The sequence below is a fragment of the Methylobacterium oryzae genome (assembly GCF_036441375.1).
Lineage (GTDB): Bacteria > Pseudomonadota > Alphaproteobacteria > Rhizobiales > Beijerinckiaceae > Methylobacterium > Methylobacterium oryzae_A.
In genome coordinates this window covers 188,116-202,598 of record NZ_MLCA01000017.1, presented here as the reverse complement: position 1 = coordinate 202,598, position 14,483 = coordinate 188,116, and the positions used below count along the sequence as shown (strand labels likewise).

The window sequence follows — 14,483 nt, the reverse complement described above, 5'->3', positions numbered from 1 at the left end:
GGCGCGTCGCGCAGGACCGGCGCGGCCGGTGCCGGGCTCCGCATCTGCGGGATCGGCGGGGGCGCCGCCGACGCGCCGCCGGACTGTCGCCTACCGAACATGGCTCAGATCCCCGACGCTGACCCGCGGAGCCTGACGGGCGAAGGATCGCGTCCGCATCAGGAGGCCTTGCGGCCGGCGAGCTTGGCGAGCAGCGGCTCCAGCAGGCTCGGACGGCCCCGTCGGCTCTCGGGACGCCCGAGGGTCATGGCCGCCAGGTCGTTGAACAGGTCCGCCACCTTCGACCCGGCCTGGATCTCGGCGATCATCTGGCCGTTGTTGGCCGCCGTGCCGAACAGGGTCGGCTCGAACGGGATCGACAGGGCGACCGGCGCCTCCAGGGCCTTGGCGAACTCGGCGGTGCCGATCTCGGGGCGCTTGGGGACGCCGACGCCGTTGAGCAGGATTCGCGGCGGCTGGTCGTTCGGGCGCCCGTGCTTCAGCGCGCCGAGGAGGTTCTTGGCGTTGCGCAGGCAGGCGAGGTCGGGCCCGGCCACGATCAGGATCTCGTCGGCCGCCGTGAGCACCCGCTTCGTCCACGCGTTCCACTGGTGCGGGATGTCGAGGACCACGCAGGGCACGCTCGCCCGCATGTGCTCGATCAGGGTGTCGAAGGCCGGCTCGGACAGGTCGATGGTCCGGTCGAGGCTCGCCGGGGCCGAGAGCAGGCTCAGGTTGTCGCTGCACTTGGACAGCAGCCGCTCGACCAGGGCGGAATCCAGGCGCTCGGGGGCGAACACCGCCTCGGCGATGCCCTGCGGCGGGTCCTGGTTGAAGTTGAGCGAGGCGGTGCCGAAGGCGATGTCGAGGTCGGCGATCACCGTCTGGACGCCCTGGCCCCGGGCCACGGACCACGCGAAATTGTGCGCCACGGTCGAGGCGCCGATCCCGCCCTTCACGCCGTAGACCGCCACGGTCCGACCCACCGGCTTGACGCCCGGGGCCGTGAACAGGTCGGAGATCGCGGCGATGAGCGTCAGGGGCTCGACCGGCGCCATCAGGTAGTCGGACACCCCGCGCTGGATCAGCTGCCGGTAGAGCATCACGTCGTTGACGTGGCCGATCACCAGGACGCGGGTGCCCTCGTCGCAGACCTCGGCCAGCGCGTCGAGGCACTCGATCGGCTTCGAGCGCGCCCCCTGGATCTCGATGATGATCACGTTGGGCGTCGGCGCGTGCCGGTAGGCCTCGATCGCGGCGGCGCCGCCGCCCATCCGGACCTTGACCTGCGCCTTCTGCATGCGCCGGTCGAGGGCCGCGCCCTCGATCATCGCCGCGGTCTCGCCGGTCTCGCAGAATGCCTGGATGGTGATCCGGGGCACCGGGGCGATCGTGCGCTCGGTTGTCTCGGACAGCTCTGCCATGACGGCGCTTTCGGGTTCGCGTTCGGGGCGCGGCGTTGCGGTCGGCGGCGGGGCTGCCCATCCCCGACGCCGGCTGTCTCAGTTCGTGACCTGGGACTTCACGGCGGTCTGCCCATCTTGACGCCATGTGGTTGACGGATCCTTGCCGTCCCGCAACTGGCCAATGTCCCGGACCCGCTTGACCGTGTCGATGCGGCCCTCGGGCCGGCCGCGCACGAGGTCGACCGGGTCGGCGACCTGGGCTGCCACGTTGGACTGCATGGCGCAGCCCAGGTTCCAGCTCGGCTGGTTGTTGTAGTCGGCCGCGAAGCCGCGGGTGCCGAGGTCCTGGGGCCAGAGGCCGCAGGCGTCGGCCACCTTGGCCTGCATGCGCTGGAAGCTCAGCCGGATCGGCGCCGCCAGGGTCGGCGCGGCCACCGCGTAGGCGGTGACGGTGATCTCGCGGGCGTTGACGCCGTTCTGCGTGCCGAACCGGCCCAGCACCGAGGCCGTCCGCTGAACGGCGACGATCTGGTCGGACGGGACGCCCTGCGGCACCTGCATCAGCAGGGTTCCGCGGCCGTAGCGCCGGTATTCCAGCATGAAGGCGTCGACGTCGGTCGCCTGGCGCGGGTCCAGGTGCCCCATACCGGTGGGGAACACGTCGAGGGTGCGGGTCCCGTCGGTCAGCACGATCGGGTGGCGCGCGCGGTAATCCGTCACGTCGATGCCGCCGGTCGTGGCGGGATCGGTCTTGCAGGCCGCCGCGAGGGCGCCCAGCGCGCAGGCGGCGAGCACGCTCGCGACGCGGCGGGGCAGGGCGGGCGGGTGACGTCCGGTCATGGTTCCGATCCTGGAGGCGCGGCGGGGCGGCGGGGCGCTACTCGACGATGAAGCCGACGCGGCCGCGGTAGGTGCGGCCGAGCGGCGCCGCGGCGGTCGCTCCGGGCGGCGCGACCTTGCCGTAGATGCGGTTGATCTGGCCGAGCAGCACGGTCTGGCCGTCGCTGGCGTCGACGAAGTTGTCGTCGGGCCGGCTGACCTGCTTCGGCTCCATCGGCCGGGCGATGTAGGGCGTGCACATGATCATCAGCTCGGTCTCCTGGCGCTGGTAGTCGCGGGAGCGGAACAGCGCGCCGAGGATCGGCAGGTTGATCAGGCCGGGCAGGCCGGCGATCGCCTGCTTGTTGAACTGCTGGATCAGGCCGGCGGTCATCATCACGCCGCCGGAGGGCAGCTCGACGGTGGTCTCGGATCGGCGCACCCGGGTGCCCGGCACCGCGACCGAGTTGTTGCCGATGACGTAGCTGAAGCTCTGCTGGGGATCGATCTCGGTCACGTCCGTGGCGACCCGGATCGAGATCCGGTTGTCGGCCAGCACCGTGGGGGTGAACGACAGGGCGACGCCGTAGGGCTTGTAGGTGATGCCGGGCGTGCAGACGCCGCCGACCGTGCAGGTGGCCGAGGACGGGACCGCGAATTCGCCGCCGGCCAGGAACTTGGCGGCCTCGCCCGAGATGGCGGTGAGCGTCGGCTCGGCCAGGATGCGCGAGACGCCGGCCTGCTCGAAGGCCTTCAGGGTCGCCTGGAGCGAGAGGCCGCCCGCACGCACGGAGGCCTGGATCTGGTTTCCGCTGGGCGTGTTCGTGTTGATCGGGAAGGGCAGGCTGTTGGTCAGGACGTTCGGGATCGTCGTCGGCACCGACGCGGCGGCGGCGGTCCCGCTGTTGATGATCGTCTCGCCCGCGGTCCCGATCGGGTTCAGCGCCGACCAGTTGCCGGTCATGTTGATCCCGAACTGCTTCACGACGTTGCGGGACACCTCCACCACGGTGACGCGGAGCATCACCTGATCCTTGTTGCGGATCGTGAGATTGTTGATCACCGCCCCGCGGGATCCGGCGGCGACGCCGCCGCTGGCCGCACCCGCCGGACCGGCGGCCCCGCCGCCGCCCAGGCCCACGAAGGCGTTGGAGATGTCGATCGCCTGCTGCGCGTCCGACGAGGAGTTGACCGAGCCCGACAGGAGCACCGAGGCACCCGAGGAGCGCACGTCGAAGCGTCCGCCCGGGATGCTCTGGCTGAGCAGCTCGCGCAGGGTCCCGAGGTTGAGGTCCCGCGCCACCGTCACGTCGAGGGCGGCGATCTGGCGGCCCTCGGCATCCATGATGAAGATCGAGGTCGCGCCGTCGGCCATGCCGATCACGAAGACCTTGCGGGTCGAGCGGACCACGGCGTTGGCCACCGCGGGGTTGGCCACGAACACCTCCTTGGCGTCCCGCGGCAGGTCGATGATGACGGAGCGGCCGGCGGTCAGCTCGACCCGCCGGGTCGAGTTCGCTTCCGCGGCCCCGACCGTCAGGACCGGTGCGGGACCGAAGGTCTGACGGTCCTGGGCGGGGGCCGGCCCGGTCAGGGCGGCCAGCAGGGCGAGGGCGCCGGCCGAGCGGCGGCGCGGGCCGGGACGGCGCGTCGGGCGCGTGTGGGGCAGCGGAGCGGTCATGGCGGTCACGGCGTCTGCTGCCGCGCGACGCCGAAGCGCACCACGGTCAGGGCGGGTTCGGGCATCTGCGCGGCGGACGCGTCGGCCAGCGGCGTGGCTTCGGGCGGGCGCCCGGCATCGGCGAGGCTGCGCAGCGAGAGGGTGAGGGCGCCGACCTTCTGGGCGAGCGCCAGGGTCTCGGCCTGCGCGGGCGTGACGGCCAGCGTCGCGGTCTCGCCGGTGACGACGTTGGTGCCGTTCTTCTCCTGGACCAGCTGACCGATCGCCAGGACGCGGATGTCGGTCAGGATCGTCTGGGAGAGCTGCACGTCGCTGTTGTTGGCCCGCGAATTGGACTCGTCGCGGAAGGTGCGGATCACGTCGACGCGGTCGTTCGGCAGGATGAAGCCGCCGGCCGAGTTGGTGCCGCGGCTGTCGGTGACGATGGCGACCGCGCGCATGCCGGACGGCAGGATCGCCGCCATGAAGCCGCTCTCCGGGCGCACCAGCTTCTGCGCGCGGATCGGCTCGCCAGCCAGGAAGCCCGAGCGCACCGACGCGCCCACGGTCTCCTCCAGGGCCTTCGGGGTGATCTTGCGGGTCATGTAGCCGTTGGCCACGGCGCCGTCCGGCCAGGACTGCCAGCGCAGATCCGCCGCCCGGAGCACCTGGCCCATGGGCATGTCGATCGCGGCCACGAGCACGTCGGTCGTCGGCTGCGGCGGCGCCTCGGCCTTCGGCGGCGGCGGCGGCGGTGGCGGATCGCCGCCGCTCATCAGGAAGGCCGCCCCGGTCCCCGCCGCGAGGGCGATACCGAGGACGGCGAAACGGGCTGGGTTCATCGCATCGCCACGCGCCGGAGACGGCCGGATTGCCGTCCATGTCCGGAACCTGCGCGGGGATTCGTGTAATTATGGTTAAGGTATTATAACCTCTGGCGTTGTCGCCGGTCCGAAAACGGGGCGACCGGAACCGCGTCACAATCCGCAGAATCCTTCAGCTCGCGCCCGGCCTTGGCCGTGGCGCGCCGCTCGGTCGTGACCTATCGTGCCGCCGGAACCGCCTCAGAAGCGGGCACTCGGGCGAACCGGGGGGAGACATGATCAGGACAATGGGCGGCGCGGTTCTGGCGGCCGCGCTCGCGGGGACTGCGCTCGGCTCGGCACCGGCGGCCGCGCAGGGGAGCTTCTCGGACAACGCGATACGGATCGGGGTCCTCAACGACCAGTCCGGCCTCTACGCCGAGTACGGCGGCCAGGGCTCGGTCGAGGCCGCGCGGATGGCGGTGGAGGACATGGGCGGCAAGATCGGCAGCGTGCCGATCGAGATTCTCACCGCCGACCACCAGAACAAGCCCGACATCGCCTCGGCGATCGCCCGGCAGTGGTACGACCGCGACGGCGTCGACGCGATCATGGAACTGACCACCTCCTCGGTGGCGCTGGCGGTCCAGGGCCTGTCCAAGGAGAAGAAGAAGATCACCATCACCACCGGGGCCGCGACCAGCGACCTCACCGGCAAGGCCTGCACGCCCTACGGTTACCACTGGGCGTTCGACACGCGGGCGCTGGCGGTCGGCACCGGCGGCGCGCTGACGCGGGCGGGCGGCAACACGTGGTTCTTCCTCACGGCCGACTACGCCTTCGGGTCGGCGCTGGAGGCCGACACCAGCAAGGTCGTGATCGCCAACGGCGGCAAGGTGCTGGGCAGCGTCCGGCACCCGCTCTCGAACCAGGATTTCTCCTCGTTCCTGCTCCAGGCGCAGGGCTCGAAGGCGAAGGTGATCGGGCTCGCCAATGCCGGCCTCGATACCTCGAACGCGATCAAGCAGGCCGCCGAGTACGGCATCGTCGAGGGCGGCCAGAAGCTCGCGGCGCTGCTGTTCACCCTCTCGGAGGTGCACGGGCTCGGCCTCAAGGTCGCCCAGGGCCTGACGCTCACGGAGGGCTGGTACTGGGACGCCAACGACGAGACCCGCGCCTTCGGCCAGCGCTACATGAAGCGCACCGGCCGGATGCCCAACATGATCCAGGCCGGCACCTACTCGGCGGTCCTGTCCTACCTGAAGGCCGTCAAGGCCGCCGGTACCGACGAGACCGACGCGGTCAACGCCAAGCTCAAGGCGCTGCCGGTGGACGACGTCTTCGCCCATAACGGGGTCGTGCAGGCCGACGGCCTCATGGTGCACGACATGTACCTGTTCGAGGTCAAGAAGCCCGCCGAGTCGAAGGGCGAGTGGGACCTCTACAAGCTGATCTCGACCGTCCCCGGCAAGGAGGCCTTCGCCTCGCCGACCGAGAGCGGCTGCCCGCTGACGGCGGCGAAGTAGGTCTCACCCCGTCATCGCGAGCGCAGCGAAGCGACCCAGGGCAGCGCGACATCTGTTTGCGTGGCGCTGCTGGATAGCCTCGCTCCGCTCGCAAAGACGGCGGGGCCCGGATTTCCCGTCTCAGGATACGCTCTGCTCCGAGAGGGTATCACCCCGCCCAGACGCGCCGGTACAGAGCCACGATCTCGTCGGCGCTGGGCTCCACCGGGTTGTTGGCCGGGGAGCCGGAGGCCAGCGCCTGTGCCGCCATGGTGGGGAGCAGCGCCTCCCACCGGGCGGGGTCGATCCCGTATTCCTGCGGCCCCGGCACGTCGAGGTCGTCGTTCAGCGCCTCGAGCTCGGCCACCAGGGCCGACACGGCGGACCGGTCGTCGGTGTCCGGGCCGGCGATCTTCATGGCGCGGGCGCAGGCGGCGTAGCGGTCGATGGCGGCCGGGGCCGAGAAGGCCGTCACCGCCGGCAGCAGCATCGCGTTCGACAGCCCGTGCGCCACGTGGAAATGCGCGCCGATCGGCCGGCTCATGCCGTGGACCAGCGCCACGGAGGCGTTGGAGAAGGCGATGCCGGCCTGGGTTGCGCCGAGCATCATCGACTCCCGCGCCGCCCGGTCGCCCGGATCGGTCCAGACCCGGCGCAGGTTCGGGGCGATCAGCCCCATCGCCTGCAGCGCCAGCCCGTCCGAGAACAGGTTCGACTTGCGCGAGACGTAGGCCTCGATGGCGTGGGTCAGGGCGTCGATCCCGGTATCCGCCGTGAGCCGCTTGGGCTTGGTCAGCGTCAGCTCGTAATCGACCAGGGCCGCCACCGGCAGGTAGGCCAGCCCGATGCAGAGCATCTTCTCGTCCGAGGCCTCGTCGGTCACGATGGTGAAGCGGGTCGCCTCCGAGCCGGTGCCGGCGGTGGTCGGGATCGCCACGATCGGCAGGCCGGGCTCGTCCTGCTGGCGCGGTGCCTTGTAGTCGCGCATGTGGCCGCCGTGGCGGGCGAGCACCGCCACCGCCTTGGCGGTGTCCATCGGGCTGCCGCCGCCGAAGCCGACGACGCAGTCGAAATCGCCCGCCCGGAGCGCGGCGAGCGCCGCCTCCACGGAGGCGACGGTCGGGTCCGGCACGGTCTCGGAGAAGATGGTGGCCCGCGCGCCCGCCTTGGTGAGCCGCTCGAGCAGCGTGTCGGTGCGGCCGCTGCCGGCGAGGTAGGGGTCGGTGACCACGAAGGGGCGCGACAGGCCGAGCTGGCCGAGCACCTCCGGCAGGAGCCGCGAGGCGCCGGCGCCGACGCGCATCAGCCGGGGCAGGGCGATCGAGGCGACCATTCTCTTGCTTCTCCCACCCGGCGCCTGGGCTGGTCCGCCGGGACGGTGATCTTAGGACCTGCGCCCCCGGGGCGAAACTGCCGGCGCTTACACTGACGGCCCGGCGAACAGCGCGGTGGCGGCCTCCACCTCGCCGGCGATGAAGCCCGCGACCGCGCGGATATGGGCCGCCTTCCGGTGGTCCTCGTGGATGTGCATGTGGAACGAGCGGGTCAGGGACACCGCTCCGGGCAGGACCGGGACGAGCCCCGGATGGGCCGCCGCGATGAAGGCCGGCAGCACGCAGAGGCCGGCGCCGCCGAGCGTCGCGTGGACCTGGGCCAGCAGGTTGGTGGAGCGCAGCCGCGCGGAGACCGGCGGGCCCAGGGCGCCGAGATAGTTCAGCTCGCGCGTGAACAGCATGTCCTCGATGTAGCCGACGAAGGGGTGCCCCGAGAGGTCCGCCACCTCCCCGATCGGCCCGGCCCCCGCCAGGTAGGATTCGGCCGCGTAGACGAGCAGCCGGTAATCGGTCAGCCGACGCGCCACCACCCGCGCCTGCTGCGGGCCGGAGAGGCTGATGACGATGTCGGCCTCGCGCTTCGACAGGCTGAAGATCCGGGCGGTCGCCATGATCTCGACTTCCAGCCCCGGATGGCGGGCGGTGAGCCGGTGCATCCGGGGCGCGAGGAAGACGCTGCCGAACCCGTCGGGCGCGCCGATCCGCACCGTCCCCGAGACCGCCTGTGCGGCTTCCGTGGCGGCGCTGGCCGACAGGAACGCGCTCTCCATCGCCTCGGCGACGCCGAGCAGGTTCGCGCCGTGCTCCGTCAGGGCGTAGCCGAGGTTGCTGCGGTGGAACAGGCGCGCGCCCAGGCCTTCCTCGAGGGCCCGGATCCGCCGCCCGACCGTCGTGTGCTCGGTGCCGGTGCGCGCCCCGGCGGCGCTCAGCGTCCCCGTCCGCGCCACCGCCAGGAAGAAGCGGAGATCGTCCCAGTTGGGCCCCGTCCTGGCCATGACCGCACCCCGGCTGTGCATCGATGCACGACGGCTGTAAGCGCATCCGGCTTTATCGCTCAAGCGTTCCTGATAGGGTGCGCCAAAATCCAACGCCACATCACAGGGAGGCGCGCATGCGCACGATCGGGCACTACATCGGCGGCCGCAATGTCGGCGGCGAGAGCGGGCGGTTCGCCGACGTGTTCCACCCCTCGACCGGCGAGGTCCAGGCCAAGGTCGCGCTGGCCAGCAAGGCGGAACTCCGCGCCGCCGTCGAGAACGCCAAGGCGGCCCAGCCGGCCTGGGCGGCCACCAACCCGCAGAAGCGCGCCCGCGTGATGATGCGCTTCCTCGAACTCATCCGCGCCGAGAACGATTCGCTGGCCGAGCTCCTCGCCTCCGAGCACGGCAAGACCGTCCCGGACGCCAAGGGCGACATCCAGCGCGGCGTCGAGGTGGTCGAGTTCGCCTGCGGCATCCCGCACCTGCTCAAGGGCGAGTACACGGAAGGGGCAGGTCCCGGGATCGACGTCTACTCCCTGCGCCAGCCGCTCGGCGTCGTCGCCGGCATCACGCCGTTCAACTTCCCGGCCATGATCCCGCTGTGGAAATGCGCCCCGGCCATCGCCTGCGGAAACGCCTTCATCCTGAAGCCGTCCGAGCGCGACCCGAGCGTGCCGATCCGCATCGCCGAGATCTTCCTGGAGGCGGGGCTGCCGCCGGGGATCCTCAACGTCGTCAACGGCGACAAGGAAGCCGTGGATGCCATCCTCGACGACGAGGACATCAAGGCGGTGGGCTTCGTCGGCTCCTCGCACATCGCCGAGTACATCTACGTGCGCGCCGCCGAGACGGGGAAGCGCGCCCAGTGCTTCGGCGGCGCCAAGAACCACATGATCATCATGCCGGACGCCGATATGGGCCAGGCGGTCGACGCGCTGATCGGCGCCGGCTACGGCTCGGCGGGCGAGCGCTGCATGGCGATCTCGGTGGCGGTGCCGGTGGGCGAGCAGACCGCCGACCGGCTGATGGAGCGGCTGATCCCGCGGGTCGAGTCGCTCAAGATCGGTCCCTCGCACGACGGCTCGGCCGATTACGGCCCGCTCGTCACCGCCGAGGCGGTGGAGCGGGTGAAGAGCTACATCGACAAGGGCGTCGCCGAGGGCGCGCAACTCGCGGTCGACGGCCGCGGCTTCAAGCTCCAGGGCTACGAGAACGGCTTCTACATGGGCGGCTCGCTGTTCGACCGCGTGACGCCCGACATGACGATCTACAAGGAGGAGATCTTCGGCCCCGTGCTCTCGGTGGTGCGGGCCAAGGATTACGAGGAGGCGCTGGCGCTGCCCTCGACCCACCAGTACGGCAACGGTGTCGCGATCTTCACCCAGGACGGTGACGCGGCCCGCGACTTCACCGCCCGGGTCAACGTCGGCATGGTCGGCGTGAACGTGCCGATCCCGGTCCCGATCGCCTACCACACCTTCGGCGGCTGGAAGCGCTCGGGCTTCGGCGACCTGAACCAGCACGGGCCGGACTCGATCCGCTTCTACACCAAGACCAAGACCGTGACGCAGCGCTGGCCGAGTGGCATCAAGAGCGGGGCCGAGTTCTCCATCCCGACGATGCGGTAGGGCGCGGCGTTCCGAGGCGAGGTGTCGGTTCCCTGTCCACCCGAGCCGGGTTTGCCCGGCCTGGGCCCTCCGATCCGGATCGCGGGCAGGCCCGAGATCCGTCGGAGAGGGACAGGGTTGAGAGGCCGGACCTCTCCGGAAAGACCCGATCCCTCACCCCGACCCTCTCCCGCACGGGGGAGGGGGTACGTCGCGTCCTGTGGCGGCTGATGTACGAACCGCGCGGTTGGGTGACCAATGAGAGGGAGTGCCCATGCGTTTCGGGCTCGATGAGGATCGGACCGCGATCCGCGACATGGCCCTCGGCTTCGCGGCCGAGCACATCGCCCCCCACGCCCTCGACTGGGACCGCGACAAGACCTTCCCAGTCGAGACCCTGCGGGAAGCGGCCGCCCTCGGCATGGCGGGCATCTACGTCCGCGAGGATGTCGGCGGCTCCGGCCTGTCGCGCCTCGACGCCACCCTGATCTTCGAGGCGCTCAGCACCGGCTGCCCGACCGTGGCGGCGTTCCTGTCGATCCACAACATGTGCGCCTGGATGATCGACGCCTACGGCGACGACGATCAGCGCCGGCGCTGGCTGCCGTCGCTCATGGGCATGGAGCGGATCGCCAGCTACTGCCTGACCGAGCCGGGCTCCGGCTCCGACGCGGCGGCGCTCCGCACCCGCGCGGAGCGGGACGGCGACCATTATGTGCTCACCGGCGAGAAGCAGTTCATCTCCGGCGCCGGCGCCAGCGACCTCTACGTCTGCATGGTCCGCACCGGCGAGGCCGGCCCGGCGGGGATCTCGGCGATCGTGGTCGAGAAGGGCACGCCCGGCCTGTCCTTCGGGGCCGACGAGCGCAAGATGGGCTGGAACGCCCAGCCGACCCGCGCCGTGCGCTTCGACGGCTGCCGCGTGCCGGTGGAGAACCGCCTCGGCGCCGAGGGGCAGGGCTTCAAGATCGCCATGAGCGGCCTCGACGGCGGGCGCCTCAACATCGCCGCCTGCTCGCTCGGCGGCGCCCAGGCCGCCCTCGACAAGGCGCTCGCCTATATGGGCGACCGGCGCGCCTTCGGGGCGAAGCTCACCGATTTCCAGGCGCTGCAGTTCCGGCTCGCCGACATGGCGACCAGCCTGGAAGTGTCGCGCACCTTCCTGCGCCACGCGGCCTCCGCGCTCGACGCGAAGGACCCGACCGCGACTCAGCTCTGCGCCATGGCCAAGCGTCACGTCACCGACGCCGCCTTCGAGGTGGCGAACCAGGCGCTCCAGCTGCACGGCGGCTACGGCTACCTCGCCGAGTACGGCGTGGAGAAGATCGTCCGCGACCTGCGGGTGCACCAGATCCTCGAGGGGACCAACGAGATCATGCGGCTGATCATCGCCCGCGGGCTGACCGGGGGGCGCCGATGAGCGACGTGATCGTCGAGCGGGTCGGCGCCCTCGGGCGCCTGCGCCTCGACCGGCCGAAGGCCCTCAACGCCCTGACCCACGGGATGGTGGGCGAGATCGACCGGGCCCTCGACCGGTTCTCGGCCGATCCCGGCATCGCCGCGGTGCTGCTCACCGGCGAGGGCGAGCGCGGCCTCTGCGCCGGCGGTGACCTGCGCACCCTGTACGACAGCACCGACCTGGTCGCGGCCGAGAATTTCTGGCGCGATGAGTACCGGCTGGATGCGCGCATTGCCCAGTACGAAAAGCCGTTCGTGGCCGTGATGGACGGCATCACCATGGGCGGCGGCGTCGGGCTCGCCGGCCATGCCGCCCACCGGATCGTCACCGACCGCTCCCGCGTCGCCATGCCGGAGACCGGCATCGGCTACTTCCCGGATGTCGGCGGCACGTGGCTGCTGCCGCGGGCGCCGGGGGAGGTCGGTACCTATCTCGGCCTCACCGGCGCGCCGATGGGCGCCGCCGACGCGATTGCTTGCAACTTCGCCGACGCGCTCGTGCCTTCCGCGGCGCTCCCCGCCCTGATCGAGGCCCTCGCGGCGCTCCCGCCGGATGCCGGCGATGCGGGCGTGGGGGACGCGATCGCCCGCCACGCGCGGGATCCCGGTCCGGCGCCCCTGGCCGAGCATCGTGCCGTGATCGACCGCTGCTTCGCCTTCGACATGGTCGACGAGATCCTGTCGGCCCTCGACGCCGACGGCTCAGATTTCGCGGCGGCGACCCGGAAGACCCTGCTGACCAAGGCGCCGTCGAGCCTCGTCCTGACGCTGTGCCTGCTGCGCCGCGGTCGCGGCGCGCCGAACCTGGAGGCCTGCCTGGAGCGCGAGTTCCACGCCTCGCTGGCCGTCCTGGCGGAGGGGGATCTCCGCGAGGGCATCCGCGCCGCGGTGATCGACAAGGACAAGAGCCCGCGCTGGAACCCCGCGACCCTCGACGCCGTCGATCCGGCGCGGATCGCCCGCTGGCTGGAGAAGCGGGCGGAGCCGGTTTTCTCGGACGCACGGACGGGGGCGGTGTGATGACGCGTCGCTCGTTCCCACCCACACCCTCATCCTGAGGTGCCGAAGCGTAGCGTAGGCCTCGAAGGAGGGCTCCGGAAGCCGCCGTGATCCCTGGAGCCCTCCTTCGAGGCCCGCTTCGCGGTCACCTCAGGATGAGGGCGCGGTTGGGTGACGCGAGCGACAACAATCAAGGGAGAAGCAGGATGGCGCAGACCATCGGGTTCATCGGTCTCGGCAATATGGGCGGCCCCATGGCGGCCAACCTCGTGAAGGCGGGCCACGCGGTGCGCGGCTTCGATCTGGTGCCGGCCTCGCTGGAGGCGGCGCGCGCCGAGGGGATCGCGGTCGCGGGCTCGGCCCTCGAAGCGGCCGAAGGCGCGGACGTCGTGGTCACCATGCTGCCGGCCGGCCGGCACGTGGTCGAGGTCTGGACGCAGCTCGCCGGGGCCGTGCCGGCCGGCACGCTGCTGATCGATTCCTCCACGGTCGACGTCGAGAGCGCCCGCAGGGCCCACGCCCTCGCGGAGGCCCGGGGCTGCCTGTCGGTCGACGCGCCGGTCTCCGGCGGGACCGGCGGCGCGAAGGCCGGGACGCTGACCTTCATGGCCGGCGGCGCCGAAGCCGCCTTCGCCAGGGCTGAGCCCCTGTTGAAGGCGATGGGCAAGAACGTGTTCCATTGCGGCCAGGCCGGCGCCGGGCAGGCGGCCAAGATCTGCAACAACATGATCCTCGGCATCTCGATGATCGGCGTCAGCGAGGCCTTCGCGCTCGGCGAGAAGCTCGGCCTGTCGCACCAGGCGCTCTACGACGTCGCCTCGGTCTCCTCGGGCCAGTGCTGGTCGCTGACCACCTACTGCCCGGTGCCGGGCCCGGTGCCGACCTCGCCGGCCAATAGCGGCTACAAGCCGGGCTTCGCCGCCGCGCTGATGCTCAAGGACCTCCGGCTCGCCCAGGCCGCCGCCATCGCGGCGGGGGCCGCGACGCCGCTGGGCGCGGAGGCCGCGCAGATCTACGGTCTGTTCGAGGGCGCCGGCCACGGGGGAGAGGACTTTTCCGCGATCATCCGTATGCTCCGCGGGCAGGGAGGCGAGTCGTGAGCGACACGTACGAGACGATCCTGACGGAGACGCGCGGGCGCGTCTCGCTGATCACCCTCAACCGGCCGAAGGCGCTGAACGCCCTCAACGCCCAGCTCACCCGCGAGGTGATCCGGGCGGCCACCGAGGCGGATGCCGATCCGGGGATCGGCTGCCTCGTGATCACCGGCTCGGCCAAGGCCTTCGCGGCCGGCGCCGACATCAAGGAGATGCAGCACGCCACCTACGCGGAGATGTACGCGGGCGACCGCTTCGGCGACTGGGAGCGGTTCACTGGCGTGCGCACGCCGATCATCGCCGCCGTGGCGGGCTACGCGCTGGGCGGCGGCTGCGAGCTCGCCATGATGTGCGACATCATCCTGGCGGCCGACACGGCGCAGTTCGGCCAGCCCGAGATCAAGCTCGGGGTCATGCCGGGGATCGGCGGCAGCCAGCGGCTGACCCGCTTCGTCGGCAAGGCCAAGGCCATGGAGATGTGCCTGACCGGCCGGATGATGGACGCCGCCGAGGCCGAGCGCGCCGGTCTCGTCTCGCGGGTGATCGCGGCCGACCAGCTCCTCGACGAGGCCATGAAGGCGGCCGAGACGATCGCGTCCATGTCGCTGCCGATCGCCATGATGACCAAGGAGGCGGTCAATCGGTCCTACGAGACCACGCTGACCGAGGGCATCCGCTTCGAGCGGCGGGTGTTCCACGCGATGTTCGCCACCAAGGACCAGAAGGAGGGCATGGCCGCCTTCGTGGAGAAGCGGCCGCCCCGGTTCGAGAACACCTGAACGCGACCCGCCCCGGCGACGGGACGGGCAGCCAAGAGCACGATAGGGGAGGGGAAC

12 protein-coding genes are annotated in these 14,483 nt (G+C 71.3%); 6 read left to right on the top strand and 6 right to left on the bottom strand.

The features are described 5' to 3' along the window. Positions 1-158 precede the first annotated feature (158 nt). The 4 genes from MOTC310_RS31610 to cpaB all read right to left on the bottom strand — a co-directional run bounded on the left by MOTC310_RS31610 (position 159) and on the right by cpaB (position 4,706). On the bottom strand, positions 159-1,403 hold the full coding sequence (locus MOTC310_RS31610) for a CpaE/TadZ family protein (protein ID WP_331293968.1): 1,245 nt from the start codon (positions 1,401-1,403) through the stop codon (positions 159-161). Positions 1,404-1,481: 78 nt separating this feature from the next. Continuing rightward, complete coding sequence (locus MOTC310_RS31605; protein ID WP_331293967.1) at positions 1,482-2,225, bottom strand: CpaD family pilus assembly protein; 744 nt, start codon at positions 2,223-2,225, stop codon at positions 1,482-1,484. A 37-nt stretch (positions 2,226-2,262) separates the two neighbouring features. Beyond that, complete coding sequence (locus MOTC310_RS31600; RefSeq protein WP_331304741.1) at positions 2,263-3,885, bottom strand: type II and III secretion system protein family protein; 1,623 nt, start codon at positions 3,883-3,885, stop codon at positions 2,263-2,265. Positions 3,886-3,890: 5 nt separating this feature from the next. Then, on the bottom strand, positions 3,891-4,706 hold the full coding sequence (cpaB, locus tag MOTC310_RS31595; protein WP_331293965.1) for a Flp pilus assembly protein CpaB: 816 nt from the start codon (positions 4,704-4,706) through the stop codon (positions 3,891-3,893). Positions 4,707-4,963: 257 nt separating this feature from the next. Here cpaB and MOTC310_RS31590 point away from each other — a divergent pair, with 257 nt between their 5' ends. Next, positions 4,964-6,193, top strand: coding sequence for an ABC transporter substrate-binding protein (locus MOTC310_RS31590; RefSeq protein WP_331293964.1), 1,230 nt, complete (start codon positions 4,964-4,966; stop codon positions 6,191-6,193). Positions 6,194-6,341: 148 nt separating this feature from the next. On the opposite strand, the gene MOTC310_RS31585 is transcribed toward MOTC310_RS31590, so the two are convergent. Both MOTC310_RS31585 and MOTC310_RS31580 read right to left on the bottom strand, forming a co-directional pair. After that, positions 6,342-7,505, bottom strand: coding sequence for an iron-containing alcohol dehydrogenase (locus MOTC310_RS31585; RefSeq protein ID WP_331293963.1), 1,164 nt, complete (start codon positions 7,503-7,505; stop codon positions 6,342-6,344). An 87-nt stretch (positions 7,506-7,592) separates the two neighbouring features. Then, positions 7,593-8,501 carry a LysR family transcriptional regulator gene (locus MOTC310_RS31580; protein ID WP_331304625.1) on the bottom strand — a complete coding sequence of 303 codons (909 nt, stop codon included), beginning with the start codon at positions 8,499-8,501 and terminating at the stop codon, positions 7,593-7,595. Positions 8,502-8,617: 116 nt separating this feature from the next. Here MOTC310_RS31580 and MOTC310_RS31575 point away from each other — a divergent pair, with 116 nt between their 5' ends. The 5 genes from MOTC310_RS31575 to MOTC310_RS31555 all read left to right on the top strand — a co-directional run bounded on the left by MOTC310_RS31575 (position 8,618) and on the right by MOTC310_RS31555 (position 14,426). After that, positions 8,618-10,114, top strand: coding sequence for a CoA-acylating methylmalonate-semialdehyde dehydrogenase (locus MOTC310_RS31575; RefSeq protein WP_331304624.1), 1,497 nt, complete (start codon positions 8,618-8,620; stop codon positions 10,112-10,114). 253 nt (positions 10,115-10,367) lie between these two features. Beyond that, on the top strand, positions 10,368-11,513 hold the full coding sequence (locus tag MOTC310_RS31570; RefSeq protein ID WP_331304623.1) for an isobutyryl-CoA dehydrogenase: 1,146 nt from the start codon (positions 10,368-10,370) through the stop codon (positions 11,511-11,513). Continuing rightward, positions 11,510-12,571 carry an enoyl-CoA hydratase/isomerase family protein gene (locus MOTC310_RS31565; RefSeq protein WP_331304622.1) on the top strand — a complete coding sequence of 354 codons (1,062 nt, stop codon included), beginning with the start codon at positions 11,510-11,512 and terminating at the stop codon, positions 12,569-12,571. Before MOTC310_RS31570 ends, MOTC310_RS31565 begins: the two co-directional genes overlap by 4 nt. Positions 12,572-12,705: 134 nt before the next feature. Beyond that, a complete protein-coding gene (gene mmsB / locus MOTC310_RS31560) occupies positions 12,706-13,650 on the top strand; it encodes a 3-hydroxyisobutyrate dehydrogenase (RefSeq protein WP_473753954.1) in 945 nt (314 codons plus the stop codon). Continuing rightward, complete coding sequence (locus MOTC310_RS31555) at positions 13,647-14,426, top strand: enoyl-CoA hydratase (RefSeq protein WP_331304621.1); 780 nt, start codon at positions 13,647-13,649, stop codon at positions 14,424-14,426. Before mmsB ends, MOTC310_RS31555 begins: the two co-directional genes overlap by 4 nt. Positions 14,427-14,483: the final 57 nt, after the last annotated feature.

Coding starts and splice junctions, on each gene's coding strand:
- MOTC310_RS31610 (WP_331293968.1), bottom strand. CDS start 1,403: ATGGCAGAGCTGTCCGAGACAACCGAGCGCACGATCGCCCCGGTGCCC.
- MOTC310_RS31605 (WP_331293967.1), bottom strand. CDS start 2,225: ATGACCGGACGTCACCCGCCCGCCCTGCCCCGCCGCGTCGCGAGCGTG.
- MOTC310_RS31600 (WP_331304741.1), bottom strand. CDS start 3,885: ATGACCGCTCCGCTGCCCCACACGCGCCCGACGCGCCGTCCCGGCCCG.
- cpaB (WP_331293965.1), bottom strand. CDS start 4,706: ATGAACCCAGCCCGTTTCGCCGTCCTCGGTATCGCCCTCGCGGCGGGG.
- MOTC310_RS31590 (WP_331293964.1), top strand. CDS start 4,964: ATGATCAGGACAATGGGCGGCGCGGTTCTGGCGGCCGCGCTCGCGGGG.
- MOTC310_RS31585 (WP_331293963.1), bottom strand. CDS start 7,505: ATGGTCGCCTCGATCGCCCTGCCCCGGCTGATGCGCGTCGGCGCCGGC.
- MOTC310_RS31580 (WP_331304625.1), bottom strand. CDS start 8,501: ATGGCCAGGACGGGGCCCAACTGGGACGATCTCCGCTTCTTCCTGGCG.
- MOTC310_RS31575 (WP_331304624.1), top strand. CDS start 8,618: ATGCGCACGATCGGGCACTACATCGGCGGCCGCAATGTCGGCGGCGAG.
- MOTC310_RS31570 (WP_331304623.1), top strand. CDS start 10,368: ATGCGTTTCGGGCTCGATGAGGATCGGACCGCGATCCGCGACATGGCC.
- MOTC310_RS31565 (WP_331304622.1), top strand. CDS start 11,510: ATGAGCGACGTGATCGTCGAGCGGGTCGGCGCCCTCGGGCGCCTGCGC.
- mmsB (WP_473753954.1), top strand. CDS start 12,706: ATGAGGGCGCGGTTGGGTGACGCGAGCGACAACAATCAAGGGAGAAGC.